The organism is Streptomyces sp. NPDC048370, from assembly GCF_043200825.1.
Lineage (GTDB): Bacteria > Actinomycetota > Actinomycetes > Streptomycetales > Streptomycetaceae > Streptomyces.
The window spans coordinates 118,368-133,357 of sequence record NZ_JBICYI010000003.1; the positions used below are offsets into that span (position 1 = coordinate 118,368).

The window sequence follows — 14,990 nt, forward strand, 5'->3', positions numbered from 1 at the left end:
AGAGTAACGTGGTCGAGGTACGGACGGGCCACACCATCGGAGGGCGCAACCCCATGACCACCCCCGCCGCAGCGGACAACCACCACGTCATCCAGGTCCGCGGAGCCCGCGAGAACAACCTGCGGAACGTCGACGTCGACCTCCCCAAGCGCCGCCTCACCGTCTTCACCGGCGTCTCCGGCTCCGGAAAGTCCTCGCTCGTCTTCGGCACCATCGCCGCCGAGTCGCAGCGCCTGATCAACGAGACCTACAGCGCCTTCCTCCAGTCCTTCATGCCGGCCCTCGGCCGCCCGGACGTCGACGGCCTGCACAACCTCAGCGCCGCGATCGTCGTCGACCAGGAGCGGATGGGCGCCAACTCCCGCTCCACCGTGGGCACGGCGACCGACGCGTACACGATGCTGCGGATCGTCTTCAGCCGCCTCGGCACCCCGCACGTCGGCACCTCCGGCGCGTTCAGCTTCAACCTGCCCGAGGGCATGTGCCCGCGCTGCGAGGGCGCCGGCCAGATCTCCGACATCGACGTCGACGAGCTCGTCGACCGCACCAAGTCCCTCAACGAGGGCGCCATCACCGTCCCGGGCTACGCCGTCGACTCCTGGATGTGGCAGGTCATGGCCCACTCCGGGTTCTACGACCCCGACAAGAAGCTGGCGGACTTCACCGATCAGGAGTGGGAGGACTTCCTCCACAAGCCGTCCTGCAAGGTGAAGGTCGGCAGCAACAACTTCACCTACGAGGGCCTCGTGGTGAAGCTCCAGCGGACCGTCCTCGTCAAGGACCGCGAGGCCATGCAGGCCCACATCCGCGCCTTCGTCGACCGGGCCGTCGTCTTCCGCACCTGCCCCGAGTGCGAGGGCACCCGCCTCACGCGGGCCGCGCTGTCCTCCCGTATCGACGGGGTCAACATCGCCGAGTGCTCGGCGATGCAGATCAGCGACCTGGCCGGCTTCATCCGCGGGATCGACGATCCGTCCGTCGCCCCGCTCCTCGCCGGCCTGCGCGAACTGCTCGACTCCCTCGTCGAGATCGGCCTCGGCTACCTGAGCCTGGACCGCGCCTCCGGCACGCTCTCCGGCGGCGAGGCGCAGCGCGTGAAGATGGTGCGCCACCTCGGCTCCTCCCTCACCGACGTCACGTACGTCTTCGACGAGCCGACCATCGGGCTGCACCCGCACGACATACGCCGCATGAACGACCTGCTGCTGCGGCTGCGCGACAAGGGCAACACCGTCCTCGTCGTGGAGCACAAGCCGGAGGTCATCGAGATCGCCGACCATGTGGTCGACCTCGGCCCGCGCGCCGGTTCCAACGGCGGCGAGGTCTGCTACTCCGGCGACGTGCCCGGCCTGCGCACCTCCGGGACCCTGACCGGCGAGCACCTCTCCCACCGGGCGAAGCTCCGCCCCGAGGTGCGGCCGAGGACCGGCGCGCTCTCCATCACGGACGCCTCGCAGCACAACCTCCGGAACGTGAGCGTCGAGATCCCGACCGGCGTCCTGACCGTCGTCACGGGCGTCGCCGGCTCCGGCAAGTCGTCCCTGATCCACGGGAACCTGCCGGGCCGCGAGGGGGTCGTCGTCGCCGACCAGTCCCCGATCCGCGGCTCGCGCCGCTCGAACCCGGCGACGTACACGGGTCTGCTGAACCCGATCCGTACCGCCTTCGCCAAGGCCAACGGCGTCAAGGCGGCGCTCTTCAGCGCCAATTCGGAGGGCGCCTGCCCGAAGTGCAACGGCCTCGGGCTCGTCTACACCGACCTGGCGATGATGGCGGGCGTGGCCTCGGTCTGCGAGGAGTGCGAGGGGAAGCGTTTCACCGCGGAGGTGCTCTCCTACACCCTCGACGGCAAGAACATCCACGAGGTCCTGTCGATGTCGATCGAGGAGGCGTACGACTTCTTCACCGCCAAGGGTCAGGCGCGGACGATCCTCGGCCGCCTGAAGGACGTCGGCCTCGGCTACCTCCGCCTCGGCCAGCCCCTCAACACCCTCTCGGGCGGTGAGCGCCAGCGCCTGAAGCTGGCGATCCACATGGCGGAGAAGGGCGCGATCTACGTCCTCGACGAGCCGACGACCGGCCTCCACCTGGCCGATGTCGACCAGCTCCTCGCCCTCCTGGACCGGCTGGTCGAGGCGGGGAACACGGTCGTCGTCATCGAGCACCACCAGGCGGTCATGGCCCACGCCGACTGGCTGATCGACCTCGGTCCGGGCGCGGGCCACGACGGCGGCCGGATCATCTTCGAGGGGACGCCGTCCGAACTGGTCGAGAAGGGCGAGACGCTGACGGCCCGTCATCTGCGGGAGTACGTCGGCGCCTGACGGCCGGCGTGAGGCCGTGAGCCATGGGGTGGGTCCACACCCTGGAAACTCCTGGACCCGCCCCTCCCCCACCCCGCACCATCACCCCCATGGCGACCTTCCTCCTCCTCCACGGCTTCCAGAACCACCGTCCCCCGGGCCACTGGCACCACTGGCTCGCCGGGCAGCTCGCCGAGCGCGGGCACGAGGTCCGGTATCCGCAGCTCCCCGATCCGGACGCGCCCGTACTGGACGACTGGCTGGACGCCCTACGGGAGAACCTGCACCGGCCCGCCGACGGCGGCGAGTTCGTCGTCGTCGCCCACAGCCTCTCCGTGCTCCTGTGGCTGCGGGCCGCGGCGCTCGACCCGGACGCGCTCGACGTCGACCGCGTCCTCCTGGTCGCCCCGCCCTCCCCGGCCGTGACCGCCTCGATCCCCGAGATCGCCGCCTTCGCCGACGGGCTCGACGGGCTCGACCGGCTCGCCGGGCTCGACCTCGGCTCCGTACGGCTCAAGGCGCCCGCCCGGCTCGTGTACGCCGCCGGGGACCCCTACTGCCCCGAGGGGGCCGACGTCCCCTACGGGACCCCGCTCGGCCTCGACATGGACGTGATCCCGGGCGGCGCGCACCTCACGCCGGACTCCGGGTACGGGGAGTGGCCGTCCGTCCTCGCGTGGTGCGAGGACCCGGCGACGCGGCTCGGCCCCCGGTAGGGTCGGCCGGATGTTCCCGGAGATCGAAGCGTACGAAGAGGGCCTGCTCGACGTCGGTGACGGCAACCGCGTCCACTACTCCGTCGCCGGGAACCCGGAAGGGAAGCCCGCCCTGGTCGTCCACGGCGGGCCCGGCTCCGGCACAGGACCGAGGGCGCGCCGCGTCTTCGACCCGGAGAAGTACCGGATCGTCCTCTTCGACCAGCGCGGCTGCGGCCGCTCGCTCCCGCACGCGAGCGACCCGGCCGCCGACATGTCCGTGAACACCACCGCGCGCCTGATCGCGGACATGGAGCGGCTGCGCGAGCACCTCGGCATCGACCGCTGGTTGCTCCACGGCGGCTCCTGGGGCTCCACCCTGATCCTGGCGTACGCCGAGGCCCACCCCTCCCGCGTCTCCGAGATCGTGATCGCCTCCGTGACGACGACCCGCCGCTCGGAGACGGCCTGGCTGTACGAGGGGGTGCGCCGGTTCTTCCCCGAGGCGCACGAACGGTTCCGCGCGGGCGTCGACGCGCCGGAGGACGCGACGGGCCTCGAGCTGGCCGCCGCGTACGCCCGCCGGATGGAGGACCCGGACCTTCCCGTACGGGAGAAGGCGGCGGCGGACTGGTGCGCCTGGGAGGACGCGGTGCTGTCCGGGGAGGGGATGGGCACCCCGTACACCGACCGGGTCGACGACGCCCGTCTCGCCTTCGTCCGGATCTGCGCCCACTACTTCGCCCACGGCGCCTGGCTGGAGGAGGGCGCCCTGCTCCGCGACGCCCACCGGCTCGCCGGCATCCCCGGCGTCCTGATCCACGGCCGCCTGGACATGGCCGGCCCCCTGGACACGGCCTGGGAACTGGCCCGTGCCTGGCCGGACGCGGAGCTGCACGTGGTCGAACGCGCCGGGCATCTCGGCGGCGGGGAGACCCGCGCGCTCATCCTCTCCGCCCTGGAGCGCTTCGCGAAGAAATGACCGTCCCCCATCGCCCATCGCCCACCTCTCCCACACGTGCCCTCACCCTCCCGGGGGAACGGCTCCCGGACCCCTCCTGGTCTTCCCCGCCGCCCCCTAAGGTGGCGAGCCATGTGGTGGCGTACCAGGGGTGCGGTCGAGAACGCGGTCGTCGCCGCGCAGATGCGGACCTTCTTCAAGGGCCTGTCGGCCGAGACCCGTAAAGCCCCCCGACTGGTGGCCCGGGAGTACGGCAAGCACCTCTTCCACAGGCGCCGGGGCAGGCTCGTGGACGAGAAGCGCTTCGCCGCCTCCCGCTTCCACGTCGGCATCGGCGTCGGGGCGGACGACTTCGCCGACCTGACCAAGCGGGCCGTCCTCGTCTCGGACACCCTCCTGCTGTCCCACAACGGCGCGGGCGATCGCCACCACGTCAGGGAGCTCGCGAACCGCGGCTCGTACATTCCCCGGACCGAGGAGGAGGACCGCTCCGGCGTCCTGCCCACCGGGTCGAGCACGACCGAAGACCTGTACATGCACTGCCCCGATCCGGACCGGCTCGGCCGCTGGCTGTTGCAGACCGAACCGCTGCTGCGCGCGGGCTGCGCCTGGTACCTGCCGACGTACTCGGTGTCCCGTCACACCACCCACCACGGTTACGGCGGGGAACCGATCGACCCCGTCTACGAGACGCACTCCGGCCCGAGCACGGACTCCGACGTACCGAGCCTCCTCGACTTCGCCGCGACCGGGCGCCGGGTCGTCGCCCAGAGCCACACCCCCGCCGTACTCAGCCAGCTCGTGATCCCGGTGATCGAGGAACTGGAGCTGCCCTTCATCGACGGCGTCTCGCTGGAGGAGTTCAGCCGGATCACCGTCGGGGAGTTCGACTCCTACCGGGCCCACCGCGGATGGCTGCGCATGGAACTGGCCGGCCTCGACAGCGCGCTCGACGCGGAAGGGCAGCAGAAGGAGCTGCTGAAGATCGGCCTCCGGATGCAGGACGGAGTCCGGGGCATGCAGGCGCAGATGAACCAGGTCCGCCGCAAGCGGGCCGTGGCCGTGACCGGGGCGGTCGTCGGTACGGTCACCGCGAGCCTCGTCGCCGTCTACGGCCCCGCCCTCCAGTCGGCGCTCACCGCCGTCGTCGGCGGGGCGGCCGGTGGACTGTGGGGCGCGTTCCAGGCGGGGGCCGACAACAGCCCGCGCACGCTCCGCGAGAACGCCTGGTACTACGTCTGGACCCTCTCCCGCGCCGCCGACCGGAACCCGTGACCGTAACGGGTGACCGGCCGTGCGGCCCGCCCTCCCGGGGGAGATCATCGGAGCATGACCACCGAGATCCACCTCGCCCAGCAGCCCGAGGCCGACGAACTCCTCGGCCGCTCCCCGCTCGCCGCGCTCGTCGGGATGCTGCTCGACCAGCAGGTGCCCATGGAGTGGGCGTTCTCCGGGCCGTACACGATCGCCCAGCGGCTCGGCGCGGACGATCTCGACGCGGGGCAGATCGCCGCGTACGACCCCGAGGCCTTCGGCGCGCTGCTCTCCGAGAAGCCGGCCGTGCACCGCTATCCGGGGTCGATGGCCAAGCGGATCCAGCAGTTGTGCCAGTTCCTCGTCGACGAGTACGGCGGTGACGCCGAGGCCGTCTGGGCGGACGCGGGGTCCGGCAAGGAGCTGCTCGCCCGGCTGAAGGCGCTGCCCGGTTTCGGGGTGCAGAAGGCGCAGATCTTCCTGGCGCTGCTCGGCAAGCAGTACGGCGTACGGCCTGAGGGCTGGCGGGAGGCGGCGGGCGCGTACGGCGACCAGGGCTCCTACCGTTCGGCAGCCGACATCACGGGGCCCGAGTCGCTGGCGAAGGTGCGGGCCTTCAAGCAGGAGGCCAAGCGCGCGGCGAAGGCCGCCAAAGCCGCGAACGATCCCAAAACCTCCGGGAATTGATCGTTCCGGATGTCAATCCTGCTAAATCAGACATGAATTGTGCTGAGACTGTTCACAGGAAGCACCGGAGATCGCTAACTTCCCCTTCAACCTCGTTCGCACCGGGAAGGACCTCTGTGAACGCATCCTCTCGCAGAGCCGCGGCCACCCTGGCCGCAGCCGCACTCGCCACCCCGCTCCTGCTGGCAGCCGCTTCCCCCGCCACGGCCACGTCGGACCCCGCGGCCAAGCCCGCGCGTGACGCCGCGCAGCTGGCCAAGAAGCTGGTCCGTGAGACGTCGGCACAGGGCGCCTACAAGCACCTGCAGAAGTTCCAGGCCATAGCCGACTCGGCCGGCGGTCACCGCGCGGCCGGCTCGCTCGGGCACGACGCCTCGGCGGCGTACGTGTACCAGCAGCTGAAGAAGGCCGGCTACAACGTCTCGTACCAGAAGTTCAGCTTCATCTACACGCAGACGCTGGCCGAGAAGGCGTCCGTGGTCTCCCCGGCCGCCCGCGACTTCGACATCTCGGCCATGACGTACACGAAGTCGACCCCGGTCGGCGGCATCAAGGCCGACCTCGTCGCCGCGCCGCTCGACGCGGACGGCACGCACGGCTGCGAGCCGGCCGACTTCGCGGCGGGCGCCTTCACCGGCAAGATCGCGCTGATCAAGCGCGGTGCCTGCTCCTTCGCCGTCAAGCAGCAGAACGCGGCGGCGGCCGGTGCCGTCGGCGCGATCATCTACAACAACACCGAGGGGACCCTCTCCGGCACCCTCGGGGACCAGGCCTCCGCCAAGATCCCGACGGGCGGCATCACCCAGGCCGAGGGCGCGAAGCTCGCCGCGGACCTGGCCAAGGGCCCGGTGAACCTCTCCTTCGAGATCCGCCAGCTCCAGGAGAACCGTTCCACCAACAACGTCATCGCGGAGACGAAGGGCGGCAACGCCGCCAACACCGTGATGCTCGGCTCGCACCTCGACTCGGTGACGGCAGGACCCGGCATCAACGACAACGGCTCGGGCTCCGCCGGTCTGCTCCAGGCCGCCCTCGAGCTCGCCGAGTCGAAGGACAAGGTCCGCAACAAGGTCCGCTTCGCCTGGTGGTCCGCGGAGGAGAACGGACTGCTCGGCTCCGAGCACTACGTCGCGAACATGAGCGAGCTGGACAAGAAGGAAGTCAAGCTCTACCTCAACTTCGACATGATCGCCTCGCCGAACTACGGCCTGTTCGTCTACGACGGCGACAACTCCGACGGCGTCGGCGCGGGCGCCGGCCCGGAGGGCTCCGCGCAGCTGGAGCGGGACATCACCGACTTCATGGACAAGCGCGGCCTCCCGCACGAGGGCACCGACTTCACGGGCCGCTCGGACTACGGCCCGTTCATCGAGATCGGCATCCCCTCCGGCGGCACCTTCACGGGCGCCGAGGGCATCAAGACGGCCGCCCAGGCGGCGAAGTTCGGCGGTACGGCCGGCGTCGCGTACGACGTGAACTACCACGCGGCCGGCGACGACCTGTCGAACATCAACATGAAGGCCTTCGACGCCAACATCGACGTCATCGCCAACGCCGTGGGCACCTACGCCCACGACATCAGCTCCCTGAAGCGCCCGGTCACCACGGTCCCGACGGAGGGCGACGCCGGCAGCGGCGGCGGCCTGCACGACGGCCACGACCACGAGGTCACGGAGTAACAAGAAGTCGTACGGAAATCAGGGCCCGGTCCCCTCACGGGGGCCGGGCCCTACCGCTTCCGCCGCGCGGTCCCGAAGATCGACCGACTGATCTCCCGCCCCAGCTGCGTCCCGATCGACCGCGCCAGCGACGTGAAGATCCCGCTCCCCACCACCTGCTGCGCGAGCGACGCGTCCTCCTTGCCCGGCGCCCGCGCGGACGTCTTCGCCGCCTCCGCCGCCTTCGCCGCCTCCGCCTCCTCCGCCGCCCGGACCGCCGCGGCCTCCGCCTCCCGCTGCTCCGCCGTCAGCTTCTCGTACGCCGACTCCCGGTCCACCGCCTCCGCGTACCGCCCCCACAGCAACGAGCCCTTCACCGCCGCCTCGAGCGCGCCCGCGTCGATCGGCCCCATCAGGGACTCCGGCGCCCGCAGCCGTGTCGCCGCGACCGGCGTCGGCGCGCCCGTCTCGCTCAGTACGGTGATCACGGCCTCGCCCGTCCCCAGGCCCGTCAGGACCTCCTCCAGGTCGTAAGGGGAGTTCGGGAACGTCCGTACCGTCGCCTTCAGCGCCTTCGCGTCGTCCGGGGTGAACGCCCGCAGCGCGTGCTGCACCCGGTTGCCCAGCTGGGCGAGCACGTCCCCCGGCACGTCCTTCGGGGTCTGCGTCACGAAGAAGACCCCGACCCCCTTCGAGCGGATCAGCCGCACCGTCTGCGTGATCGACTCCAGGAACGCCTTCGACGCCCCGTTGAAGAGCAGATGCGCCTCGTCGAAGAAGAAGACCAACTTCGGCTTCTCCACGTCCCCGACCTCCGGCAGGTCCCCGAAGAGGTCCGCCAGCATCCACATCAGGAACGTCGAGAAGAGCTGCGGCTTGTCCTGCACCGCCGGCAGCTCCAGTACGGAGACCATCCCCCGCCCGTCCGCCGCCGTGCGCAGGAACTCACTCGTGTCGAACTCAGGCTCCCCGAAGAAGCCGCCGGCGCCCGCCTGCTCGAACGCCGTGATCGCCCGCAGGATCACCCCGGCCGTCACCGTCGAGAGCCCGCCGATCCCCTTCAACTCCGGCTTCCCCACGTCCGACACGAGAAAGGCGACCACCGCCCGCAGATCCTTCAGGTCCACCAGCTCCAGACCCTTCTGGTCCGCGTAGTGGAAGATCAGCCCGAGCGACTGCTCCTGCGTCTGGTTGAGCTGGAGCACCTTCGACAGCAGGACGGGCCCGAAGCTGGTCACCGTGGCCCGTACGGGAATCCCCGGACCGATGCCCCCGAGACCGTAGAACTCGCACGGGAAGCCGGTCGCCACCCACTCCTGCCCCACCTGCCCCGCCCGTTCCCTGACCTTCTCGCCGTCCGTGCCCGGCGCGGAGATCCCCGAGACGTCCCCCTTGATGTCGGCGAGGAAGACCGGAACCCCGTTCGCGGACAGCTGCTCGGCGATGAGCTGGAGCGTCTTCGTCTTGCCGGTACCGGTCGCGCCGGCGACCAGACCGTGCCGGTTGAGCATCGGCAGGGGGATCCGGATACGCGCGTCCGGGTGACATTCCCCGTCCCACAGCAAGGCGCCCAGTTCCAGCGCGGGCCCGGAGAAGGCGTACCCCGCCGCGATCTCGCCGGTCGGAGACTGCTCGCTCACGCTCATGACAGGACCCCTAGTTCCCGAATCGTGACGGTTTGCCCCAGCATCCCACCGGCGCCGCGTGGCTGCGCCGGGAGCCGCTCGCCCGGTAGGCTTTCCGTGTGATCTTCAAGCGCATCGGACAAGGCCGGCCGTACCCCGACCACGGCCGGGAAAGCACCCGGCAGTGGGCGGACGTCGCCCCGCGCCCGGTCCGCCTCGATCAGCTGGTCACCACCAAGGGCCAGCTGGACCTGGAGACGCTGCTCGCCGAGGACTCCACCTTCTACGGCGACCTCTTCGCGCACGTCGTGAAGTGGCGGGGCGACCTCTACCTCGAGGACGGGCTGCACCGCGCCGTGCGCGCGGCGCTCCAGCAGCGACAGGTGCTGCACGCCCGCGTCCTGGAGATGGACTGAGCCCGAGGGCCGACCGAGGGGTGACAGACCAATGGTCAAAGCCCTGCTGACAGGCCTCAGGACGCCGCTCCGCTGATCCTTTCGGGGGCTCTTCCCGCCCATCCGGACGCGATCACATGATCGTCCAGTATCCATCCTCCGGCAGCGGCATTACGCTGCGTCCATGAGCATGCTCACTCCCCCCGGAATGGGCGGAAAGTACCGCATCACGGGGGACAAGTACCCGCGCATGCGACGCCCCCGTCACCGTCGCAGGATCGTCCTCGCGGCCGGAGCCGCCGTGGTCGTGCTCGGCGCCGCCGGGTGGGGGACGCTGCAGCTCATCGACGTGTTCTCGGGTGGTGGCGCCGACGGGACGAAGACCACCGCCGGCCGGGCCGCCGACTGCAAGCCGGCCCCCAAGGCGACGGTCGCGCCCGTCGCCGCGCTGCCCAAACCCACGCAGATCACGGTGAACGTCTACAACGCGACCCCGCGCAGCGGCCTCGCGAAGTCCACCGCCGACGAGCTGAAGAAGCGTGGCTTCGTCATCGGCAAGGTCGGCAACGCCCCCGCCGCGTACGACAAGAAGGTCCCCGGCACCGGGATACTGCTCGGCGCCCCCGGGGCCACCAAGGGCGCGTTCTCGGTCCTCGGGACGCAGCTGAAGGGCGCCACGACGAAGACGGACGCCCGCGCGACGGCGGACGTGGACCTGATCATCGGTACGGCGTTCAAGGCCCTGGACGCGAAAACGACGGCGGACGCGGCCCTGGTCGCTCTGAACAAGCCCAAGCCCGCGCCCGCCGGTAGGTGCTGAAGACGCCGAGCACCGAACGCCGTTGGTGGCCGGCGCGAGTCGGTGCCGGTTGCTGTTACTACTCGGCCGAGCCGTACATCCGGTCGCCCGCGTCGCCGAGGCCCGGCACGATGTAACCGTGCTCGTTGAGGCGCTCGTCGACCGAGGCCGTCACGACGGTCACCGGCGTGCCCGCCAGCTCGCGCTCCATGATCTCGACGCCCTCCGGGGCGGCGAGCAGCACGACGGCCGTGACGTCGTCCGCACCGCGCTTGATCAGCTCGCGGATCGCCGCGACGAGCGTGCCGCCGGTCGCCAGCATCGGGTCCAGGACGTACACCTGGCGGCCCGACAGGTCCTCCGGCATCCGCGTCGCGTAGGTCGACGCCTCCAGCGTCTCCTCGTTGCGGATCATGCCGAGGAAGCCGACCTCGGCGGTCGGGAGCAGCCGGACCATGCCGTCGAGCATGCCGAGACCGGCGCGGAGGATCGGGACCACCAGCGGCCGCGGGTACGACAGCTTCACACCGGTCGTCGGCGTGACGGGGGTCTCGATGTCGACCTGCTCGGTCCGCACGTCCCTGGTGGCCTCGTAGGCGAGCAGGGTGACCAGCTCGTCGGCGAGCCGGCGGAAGGTCGGGGAGTCCGTGCGCTTGTCGCGCAGCGTGGTGAGCTTGTGGGCGACCAGCGGGTGATCGACGACGTGGAGACGCATGACTCCAACAGTAGCCCGCACTGGCATCAACCCACGCCGTGGAGGGAAGGTGGGGGCAAGGACCCAGTCGTGGGGTGGTGGCCCATGCCCGACCCGGAAGACCCGGCGGACGTACGGGGCGGTGAGACGCCGCCCGAGACGGACGCGGAGCGCCGCAGGCGCCGCGCCCAGTTCCTGCGCGAGCTGCACGAGGCGAAGGCGCTGCGCGACCGCGTGCAGCCCCGGCGCGCGCGAGCGGCCCGGATGCGCCAGGCCATGCGGATGCGGACCTTCCGCTGGTGAGGGCGGCGGCGCCCGGCGCCACGCGTGCGCCTCCTGTGCGCCGGGGCCGTGCGCCGGGCCGGTGCGCCGGGTTCGTACGCCCGCCGTCGGCGTGTCGATCAGACTGATGCACGACGCAAGAGCCGAAGACCTCTCCTGAAGCCGCTGTTTCTGCCACGATGCCGATTGGGCGGGGCATCAGGAGCGCGCCGCCGGATCGTCACACCTCTGATCAGTGGGAGAGTCACGGTGTACTTCGCCGCACTGCTCGCGCGCACCGAAGACGGGTGGGAAGCGAGCGACACAGAGCTCGACGATGTGGAGACCCTGTCGGATCTGACCGACCTGGCCCGCGAGGCCTCGGTCGACGACGACATGGTGATCGTCTTCATCGAACAGGAGGACGCCTGGTTCGGCATCCTCCGGGTCGAGGGCGAGGACGACCCTCGCATCTACGTGTCGGACGGGGCGGCCGCCGCCCGCTCCTCGTACGGGGAGATCCTCACCAAGGAGATCCTCGGGGACGACCTGGACGACGCCGACACCCTGGAAGACCTGAACCTCGACGGCACCGAGGACGGCGAGCCGCTCGACCGGGAGGACGACGAGGAGGACGAGGCGGGTGCGTCCGCGGACGCCGTCCCCGCCGCGCCCGTCGGCGACCGGCTGATCCTCGCGGACCTCGGCATGTCCGAGAGCCAGCTGCAGGAGCTCGACAGCGACGCCCTCGCGGAGATCGCGGACGCGCTGGGCGCCGCGGAGGTTCTGGAGACCGTTCGCTAGTGACCGAAGCAGTACCCGATCCCGTACGCGTACCCGTACTGGATCCCGTACCCGATCCCCTGTCCGTACTCGATTCAGTGACCGACGTGGTGACCGACCCCGAATCCGACCCCGCACCCGTACCCGACCCCGTGACCGACCCCGAGCCCGCCGCCGATCCCGTACGGGATCCCTGGCGGGAGTCCATGCGGCTCGCGCTCGCCGAGGCCGACCGGGCCGCGCTGGCCGGTGACGTACCGGTCGGCGCGGTCGTGCTGTCCCCGGACGGCACGGTCCTCGCGGTCGGGCACAACGAGCGCGAGGCGACCGGCGACCCGACCGCGCACGCCGAGGTCCTGGCCCTGCGCCGGGCCGCGGCGGCGACCGGGGAGTGGCGGCTGACCGGCTGCACGCTCGTCGTGACTCTGGAGCCCTGCGTGATGTGCGCCGGCGCGCTCGTGCAGTCCAGGGTCGAGCGGGTGGTGTTCGGCGCGCTCGACGAGAAGGCGGGCGCGGCCGGTTCGCTCTGGGACCTCGTACGGGACCGGCGGCTCAACCACCGTCCCGAGGTGATCCAGGGCGTCCTCGGCGAGGAGTGCTCGGCGCAGCTCACGGCCTTCTTCCGAACCCGCTGACCTGGGGATCGATACGGATTTCATCGCAGCGGCATGTTTGGGCTAAGCTCTCTCTCGGTAGCGTGTCCGAGCGGCCGAAGGAGCTCGCCTCGAAAGCGAGTGTGGCGCAAGTCACCGAGGGTTCAAATCCCTCCGCTACCGCTTCGATCGAAGGGTCCGGTGCATCGCACCGGGCCCTTCGGCGTATCCGGACTCCCTGTGCCCCCCGTCCGCGTGTGCCCCGTCCGTGCGCGGACGACGGAAGGCCCCGGCCACGCGTGTGCGCGGGCCGGGGCCTTCTTCGTCGGACGGGGGGAGCGGCATCGGGGGGACAAGCCGCTCCCCCCGATGAGAACCGGTCCTGCAAGTCCTGCGCCGCAGTCAGGGGGGAAGCTCGCGGCGCGGACCCCGCAGTGAGGGCCGGTTCCTCGGCCCTTCGGATTCCTGCCAGATCCGCCGGGCTCGACATCCATCCTGCTCTGCCGTCACCCTTCCGGGGGGCGGCAAAAGGCCCCGATCTCCGGGCCCTTGGTCCATAAAGTCCCGGTGAAGTGGCTGAAGTGGCTCCGTTAGACTCACGCGTCCACGCAGGGGTACGGACACAGGGACACGGACAGGGGAGGGCGCGGCAGATGGCGCAAGCGAAGAAGGTCGCGCTGTACGCAGTGGTGGTCTTTGTGCTGTACACGATCATCAATTCCCCGGACAGGGCGGCCGATCTCGTCCAGGTAGGGTTCGAGGGCATATCGTCCGCCGCACAGGGCGTCGGCGAGTTCATGACCGAACTCGTCAACTAGAACCACCGACGAGGAGTCCTGCTGTGATCCGCCATCTGGTCCTGTTCAAGCTCAACGAGGGCATCGCGAAGGACGACCCGCGTGCCCTGGCCGCCGCCGAGGCGTTCGACGGGCTGGAGAAGGAGATCCCGGAGCTGGCGTTCTGGGAGTGCGGCTGGAACATCAGCGGGCGCCCGATCGCGTACGACTTCGCCATCAACTCGGCCGTCGCGGACCCCGATGCGCTCCAGCGCTACCTGGAGCACCCCGCCCACCAGGCGGGTGTCGCCCTGTGGCGTGAGATCGCCACGTGGGTGATCGCGGACTACGCGTTCTAGAGCGCACCCCGGTTCACTTTCCGGAAGGCCCCCCGCCGTCATGGCGGGGGGCCTTCCTGGCGTCCGCGTCCGTCGCGACGCCGTCAACACGTTGCTATGCGGTGCTTGCACACAGTGGACATGTCTTGTGATGCTATGACCGCTTTTGACGGATGAGTTGACCGTAGTTGACCAGCAAAAGGGGTGGCGTGAACGTGCCGGCCAGTACAGCGCCTCAAGTCCCGCCCCAGAACGAGGCCGGCGGGGCGGACACCGCGCGCCCCCGGCCAGAGACCCACCGGCCGGAGAACACCCACCCCGAGAACCCCCGACCGGAGACACCCCGACCTGAGACCCACCGACCGGAGACCCCCCGGCCCCAGAACCACCGGCCCCAGAGCACGCGCGGCGCCGACACCCGGGCGCTGACGCAGGTGCTCTTCGGACAGCTCAAGGGGCTTGAGCCGGGCACCCCCGAGCACGACCGCGTGCGCGGGGCGCTGATCGAGGCCAACCTCCCGCTCGTGCGGTACGCGGCGGCCCGCTTCCGCTCCCGCAACGAGCCGATGGAGGACGTCGTCCAGGTCGGCACCATCGGACTCATCAACGCCATCGACCGCTTCGACCCGGACCGGGGCGTGCAGTTCCCGACCTTCGCGATGCCCACCGTCGTCGGCGAGATCAAGCGGTACTTCCGCGACAACGTCCGCACCGTGCACGTACCGCGCCGGCTCCACGAGCTCTGGGTCCAGGTCAACGGCGCCACCGAGGACCTCACCACGGCCCACGGCCGCTCCCCCACCACCGCCGAGATCGCCGAACGCCTGAAGATCGGCGAGGACGAGGTACTGGCCTGCATCGAGGCCGGACGCTCGTACCACGCCACCTCCCTGGAGGCGGCCCAGGAGGGCGACGGACTGCCCGGACTCCTCGACCGGCTCGGCTACGAGGACCCGGCCCTCGCCGGGGTCGAACACCGCGATCTCGTACGGCATCTGCTCGTACAGCTGCCCGAGCGCGAGCAGCGGATCCTGATGCTCCGTTACTACAGCAATCTGACCCAGTCCCAGATCAGCCAGGAACTCGGCGTCTCACAGATGCATGTGTCAAGGCTCCTCGCCCGGAGCTTCGCCCGTTTGAGATCCGCAAACAGGATCGAAGCGTAGCT

General features: G+C 70.5%; 16 protein-coding genes and 1 tRNA gene. 15 read left to right on the top strand and 2 right to left on the bottom strand.

Going from position 1 to position 14,990, the window contains the following annotated elements:
- Positions 1-53 precede the first annotated feature (53 nt).
- The 6 genes from ACGFYP_RS07830 (at position 54) to ACGFYP_RS07855 (ending at position 7,579) form a co-directional block, all read left to right on the top strand.
- Positions 54-2,324 (top strand): ATP-binding cassette domain-containing protein, encoded by a 2,271-nt coding sequence (locus tag ACGFYP_RS07830; protein ID WP_393487788.1) that lies wholly within the window; start codon positions 54-56, stop codon positions 2,322-2,324.
- An 89-nt stretch (positions 2,325-2,413) separates the two neighbouring features.
- Positions 2,414-3,019, top strand: coding sequence for an RBBP9/YdeN family alpha/beta hydrolase (locus ACGFYP_RS07835; protein WP_393487790.1), 606 nt, complete (start codon positions 2,414-2,416; stop codon positions 3,017-3,019).
- A gap of 10 nt (positions 3,020-3,029) precedes the next feature.
- On the top strand, positions 3,030-3,980 hold the full coding sequence (pip, locus tag ACGFYP_RS07840; protein ID WP_393487793.1) for a prolyl aminopeptidase: 951 nt from the start codon (positions 3,030-3,032) through the stop codon (positions 3,978-3,980).
- A 111-nt stretch (positions 3,981-4,091) separates the two neighbouring features.
- Complete coding sequence (locus tag ACGFYP_RS07845; RefSeq protein WP_393487795.1) at positions 4,092-5,234, top strand: hypothetical protein; 1,143 nt, start codon at positions 4,092-4,094, stop codon at positions 5,232-5,234.
- A gap of 54 nt (positions 5,235-5,288) precedes the next feature.
- Positions 5,289-5,900 (top strand): HhH-GPD-type base excision DNA repair protein, encoded by a 612-nt coding sequence (locus ACGFYP_RS07850; protein ID WP_361957899.1) that lies wholly within the window; start codon positions 5,289-5,291, stop codon positions 5,898-5,900.
- A gap of 116 nt (positions 5,901-6,016) precedes the next feature.
- Positions 6,017-7,579 carry a M28 family metallopeptidase gene (locus tag ACGFYP_RS07855; RefSeq protein ID WP_393487798.1) on the top strand — a complete coding sequence of 521 codons (1,563 nt, stop codon included), beginning with the start codon at positions 6,017-6,019 and terminating at the stop codon, positions 7,577-7,579.
- 50 nt (positions 7,580-7,629) lie between these two features.
- On the opposite strand, the gene ACGFYP_RS07860 is transcribed toward ACGFYP_RS07855, so the two are convergent.
- Positions 7,630-9,204 carry a helicase HerA-like domain-containing protein gene (locus tag ACGFYP_RS07860; RefSeq protein ID WP_393487801.1) on the bottom strand — a complete coding sequence of 525 codons (1,575 nt, stop codon included), beginning with the start codon at positions 9,202-9,204 and terminating at the stop codon, positions 7,630-7,632.
- Between the two features lie 98 nt (positions 9,205-9,302).
- On the opposite strand from ACGFYP_RS07860, the gene ACGFYP_RS07865 reads away from it, so the two are divergent.
- Both ACGFYP_RS07865 and ACGFYP_RS07870 read left to right on the top strand, forming a co-directional pair.
- Positions 9,303-9,599, top strand: coding sequence for a type II toxin-antitoxin system VapB family antitoxin (locus ACGFYP_RS07865; protein ID WP_260230859.1), 297 nt, complete (start codon positions 9,303-9,305; stop codon positions 9,597-9,599).
- 163 nt (positions 9,600-9,762) lie between these two features.
- Positions 9,763-10,398 carry a LytR C-terminal domain-containing protein gene (locus ACGFYP_RS07870; protein WP_393487804.1) on the top strand — a complete coding sequence of 212 codons (636 nt, stop codon included), beginning with the start codon at positions 9,763-9,765 and terminating at the stop codon, positions 10,396-10,398.
- A 58-nt stretch (positions 10,399-10,456) separates the two neighbouring features.
- Here the strand turns inward: ACGFYP_RS07870 and upp are convergent, their stop codons facing one another.
- Complete coding sequence (gene upp, locus ACGFYP_RS07875) at positions 10,457-11,092, bottom strand: uracil phosphoribosyltransferase (RefSeq protein WP_361957886.1); 636 nt, start codon at positions 11,090-11,092, stop codon at positions 10,457-10,459.
- A gap of 84 nt (positions 11,093-11,176) precedes the next feature.
- On the opposite strand from upp, the gene ACGFYP_RS07880 reads away from it, so the two are divergent.
- The 7 genes from ACGFYP_RS07880 (at position 11,177) to ACGFYP_RS07910 (ending at position 14,988) form a co-directional block, all read left to right on the top strand.
- Entirely contained in the window at positions 11,177-11,374 is a 198-nt protein-coding gene (locus ACGFYP_RS07880; RefSeq protein WP_384503552.1) for a hypothetical protein, read from the top strand.
- Between the two features lie 228 nt (positions 11,375-11,602).
- Entirely contained in the window at positions 11,603-12,136 is a 534-nt protein-coding gene (locus ACGFYP_RS07885) for a hypothetical protein (protein ID WP_393487808.1), read from the top strand.
- Between the two features lie 131 nt (positions 12,137-12,267).
- On the top strand, positions 12,268-12,750 hold the full coding sequence (tadA, locus tag ACGFYP_RS07890; RefSeq protein WP_361958184.1) for a tRNA adenosine(34) deaminase TadA: 483 nt from the start codon (positions 12,268-12,270) through the stop codon (positions 12,748-12,750).
- A 56-nt stretch (positions 12,751-12,806) separates the two neighbouring features.
- Positions 12,807-12,891: transfer RNA gene (locus ACGFYP_RS07895), tRNA-Ser, on the top strand.
- Between the two features lie 470 nt (positions 12,892-13,361).
- Positions 13,362-13,526: a hypothetical protein gene (locus ACGFYP_RS07900; protein ID WP_355110869.1), complete on the top strand. Its 165-nt coding sequence runs from the start codon at positions 13,362-13,364 to the stop codon at positions 13,524-13,526.
- A gap of 23 nt (positions 13,527-13,549) precedes the next feature.
- Positions 13,550-13,843 (top strand): Dabb family protein, encoded by a 294-nt coding sequence (locus ACGFYP_RS07905; RefSeq protein WP_361957877.1) that lies wholly within the window; start codon positions 13,550-13,552, stop codon positions 13,841-13,843.
- 194 nt (positions 13,844-14,037) lie between these two features.
- Complete coding sequence (locus tag ACGFYP_RS07910; protein WP_393487812.1) at positions 14,038-14,988, top strand: SigB/SigF/SigG family RNA polymerase sigma factor; 951 nt, start codon at positions 14,038-14,040, stop codon at positions 14,986-14,988.
- Positions 14,989-14,990 lie beyond the last annotated feature (2 nt).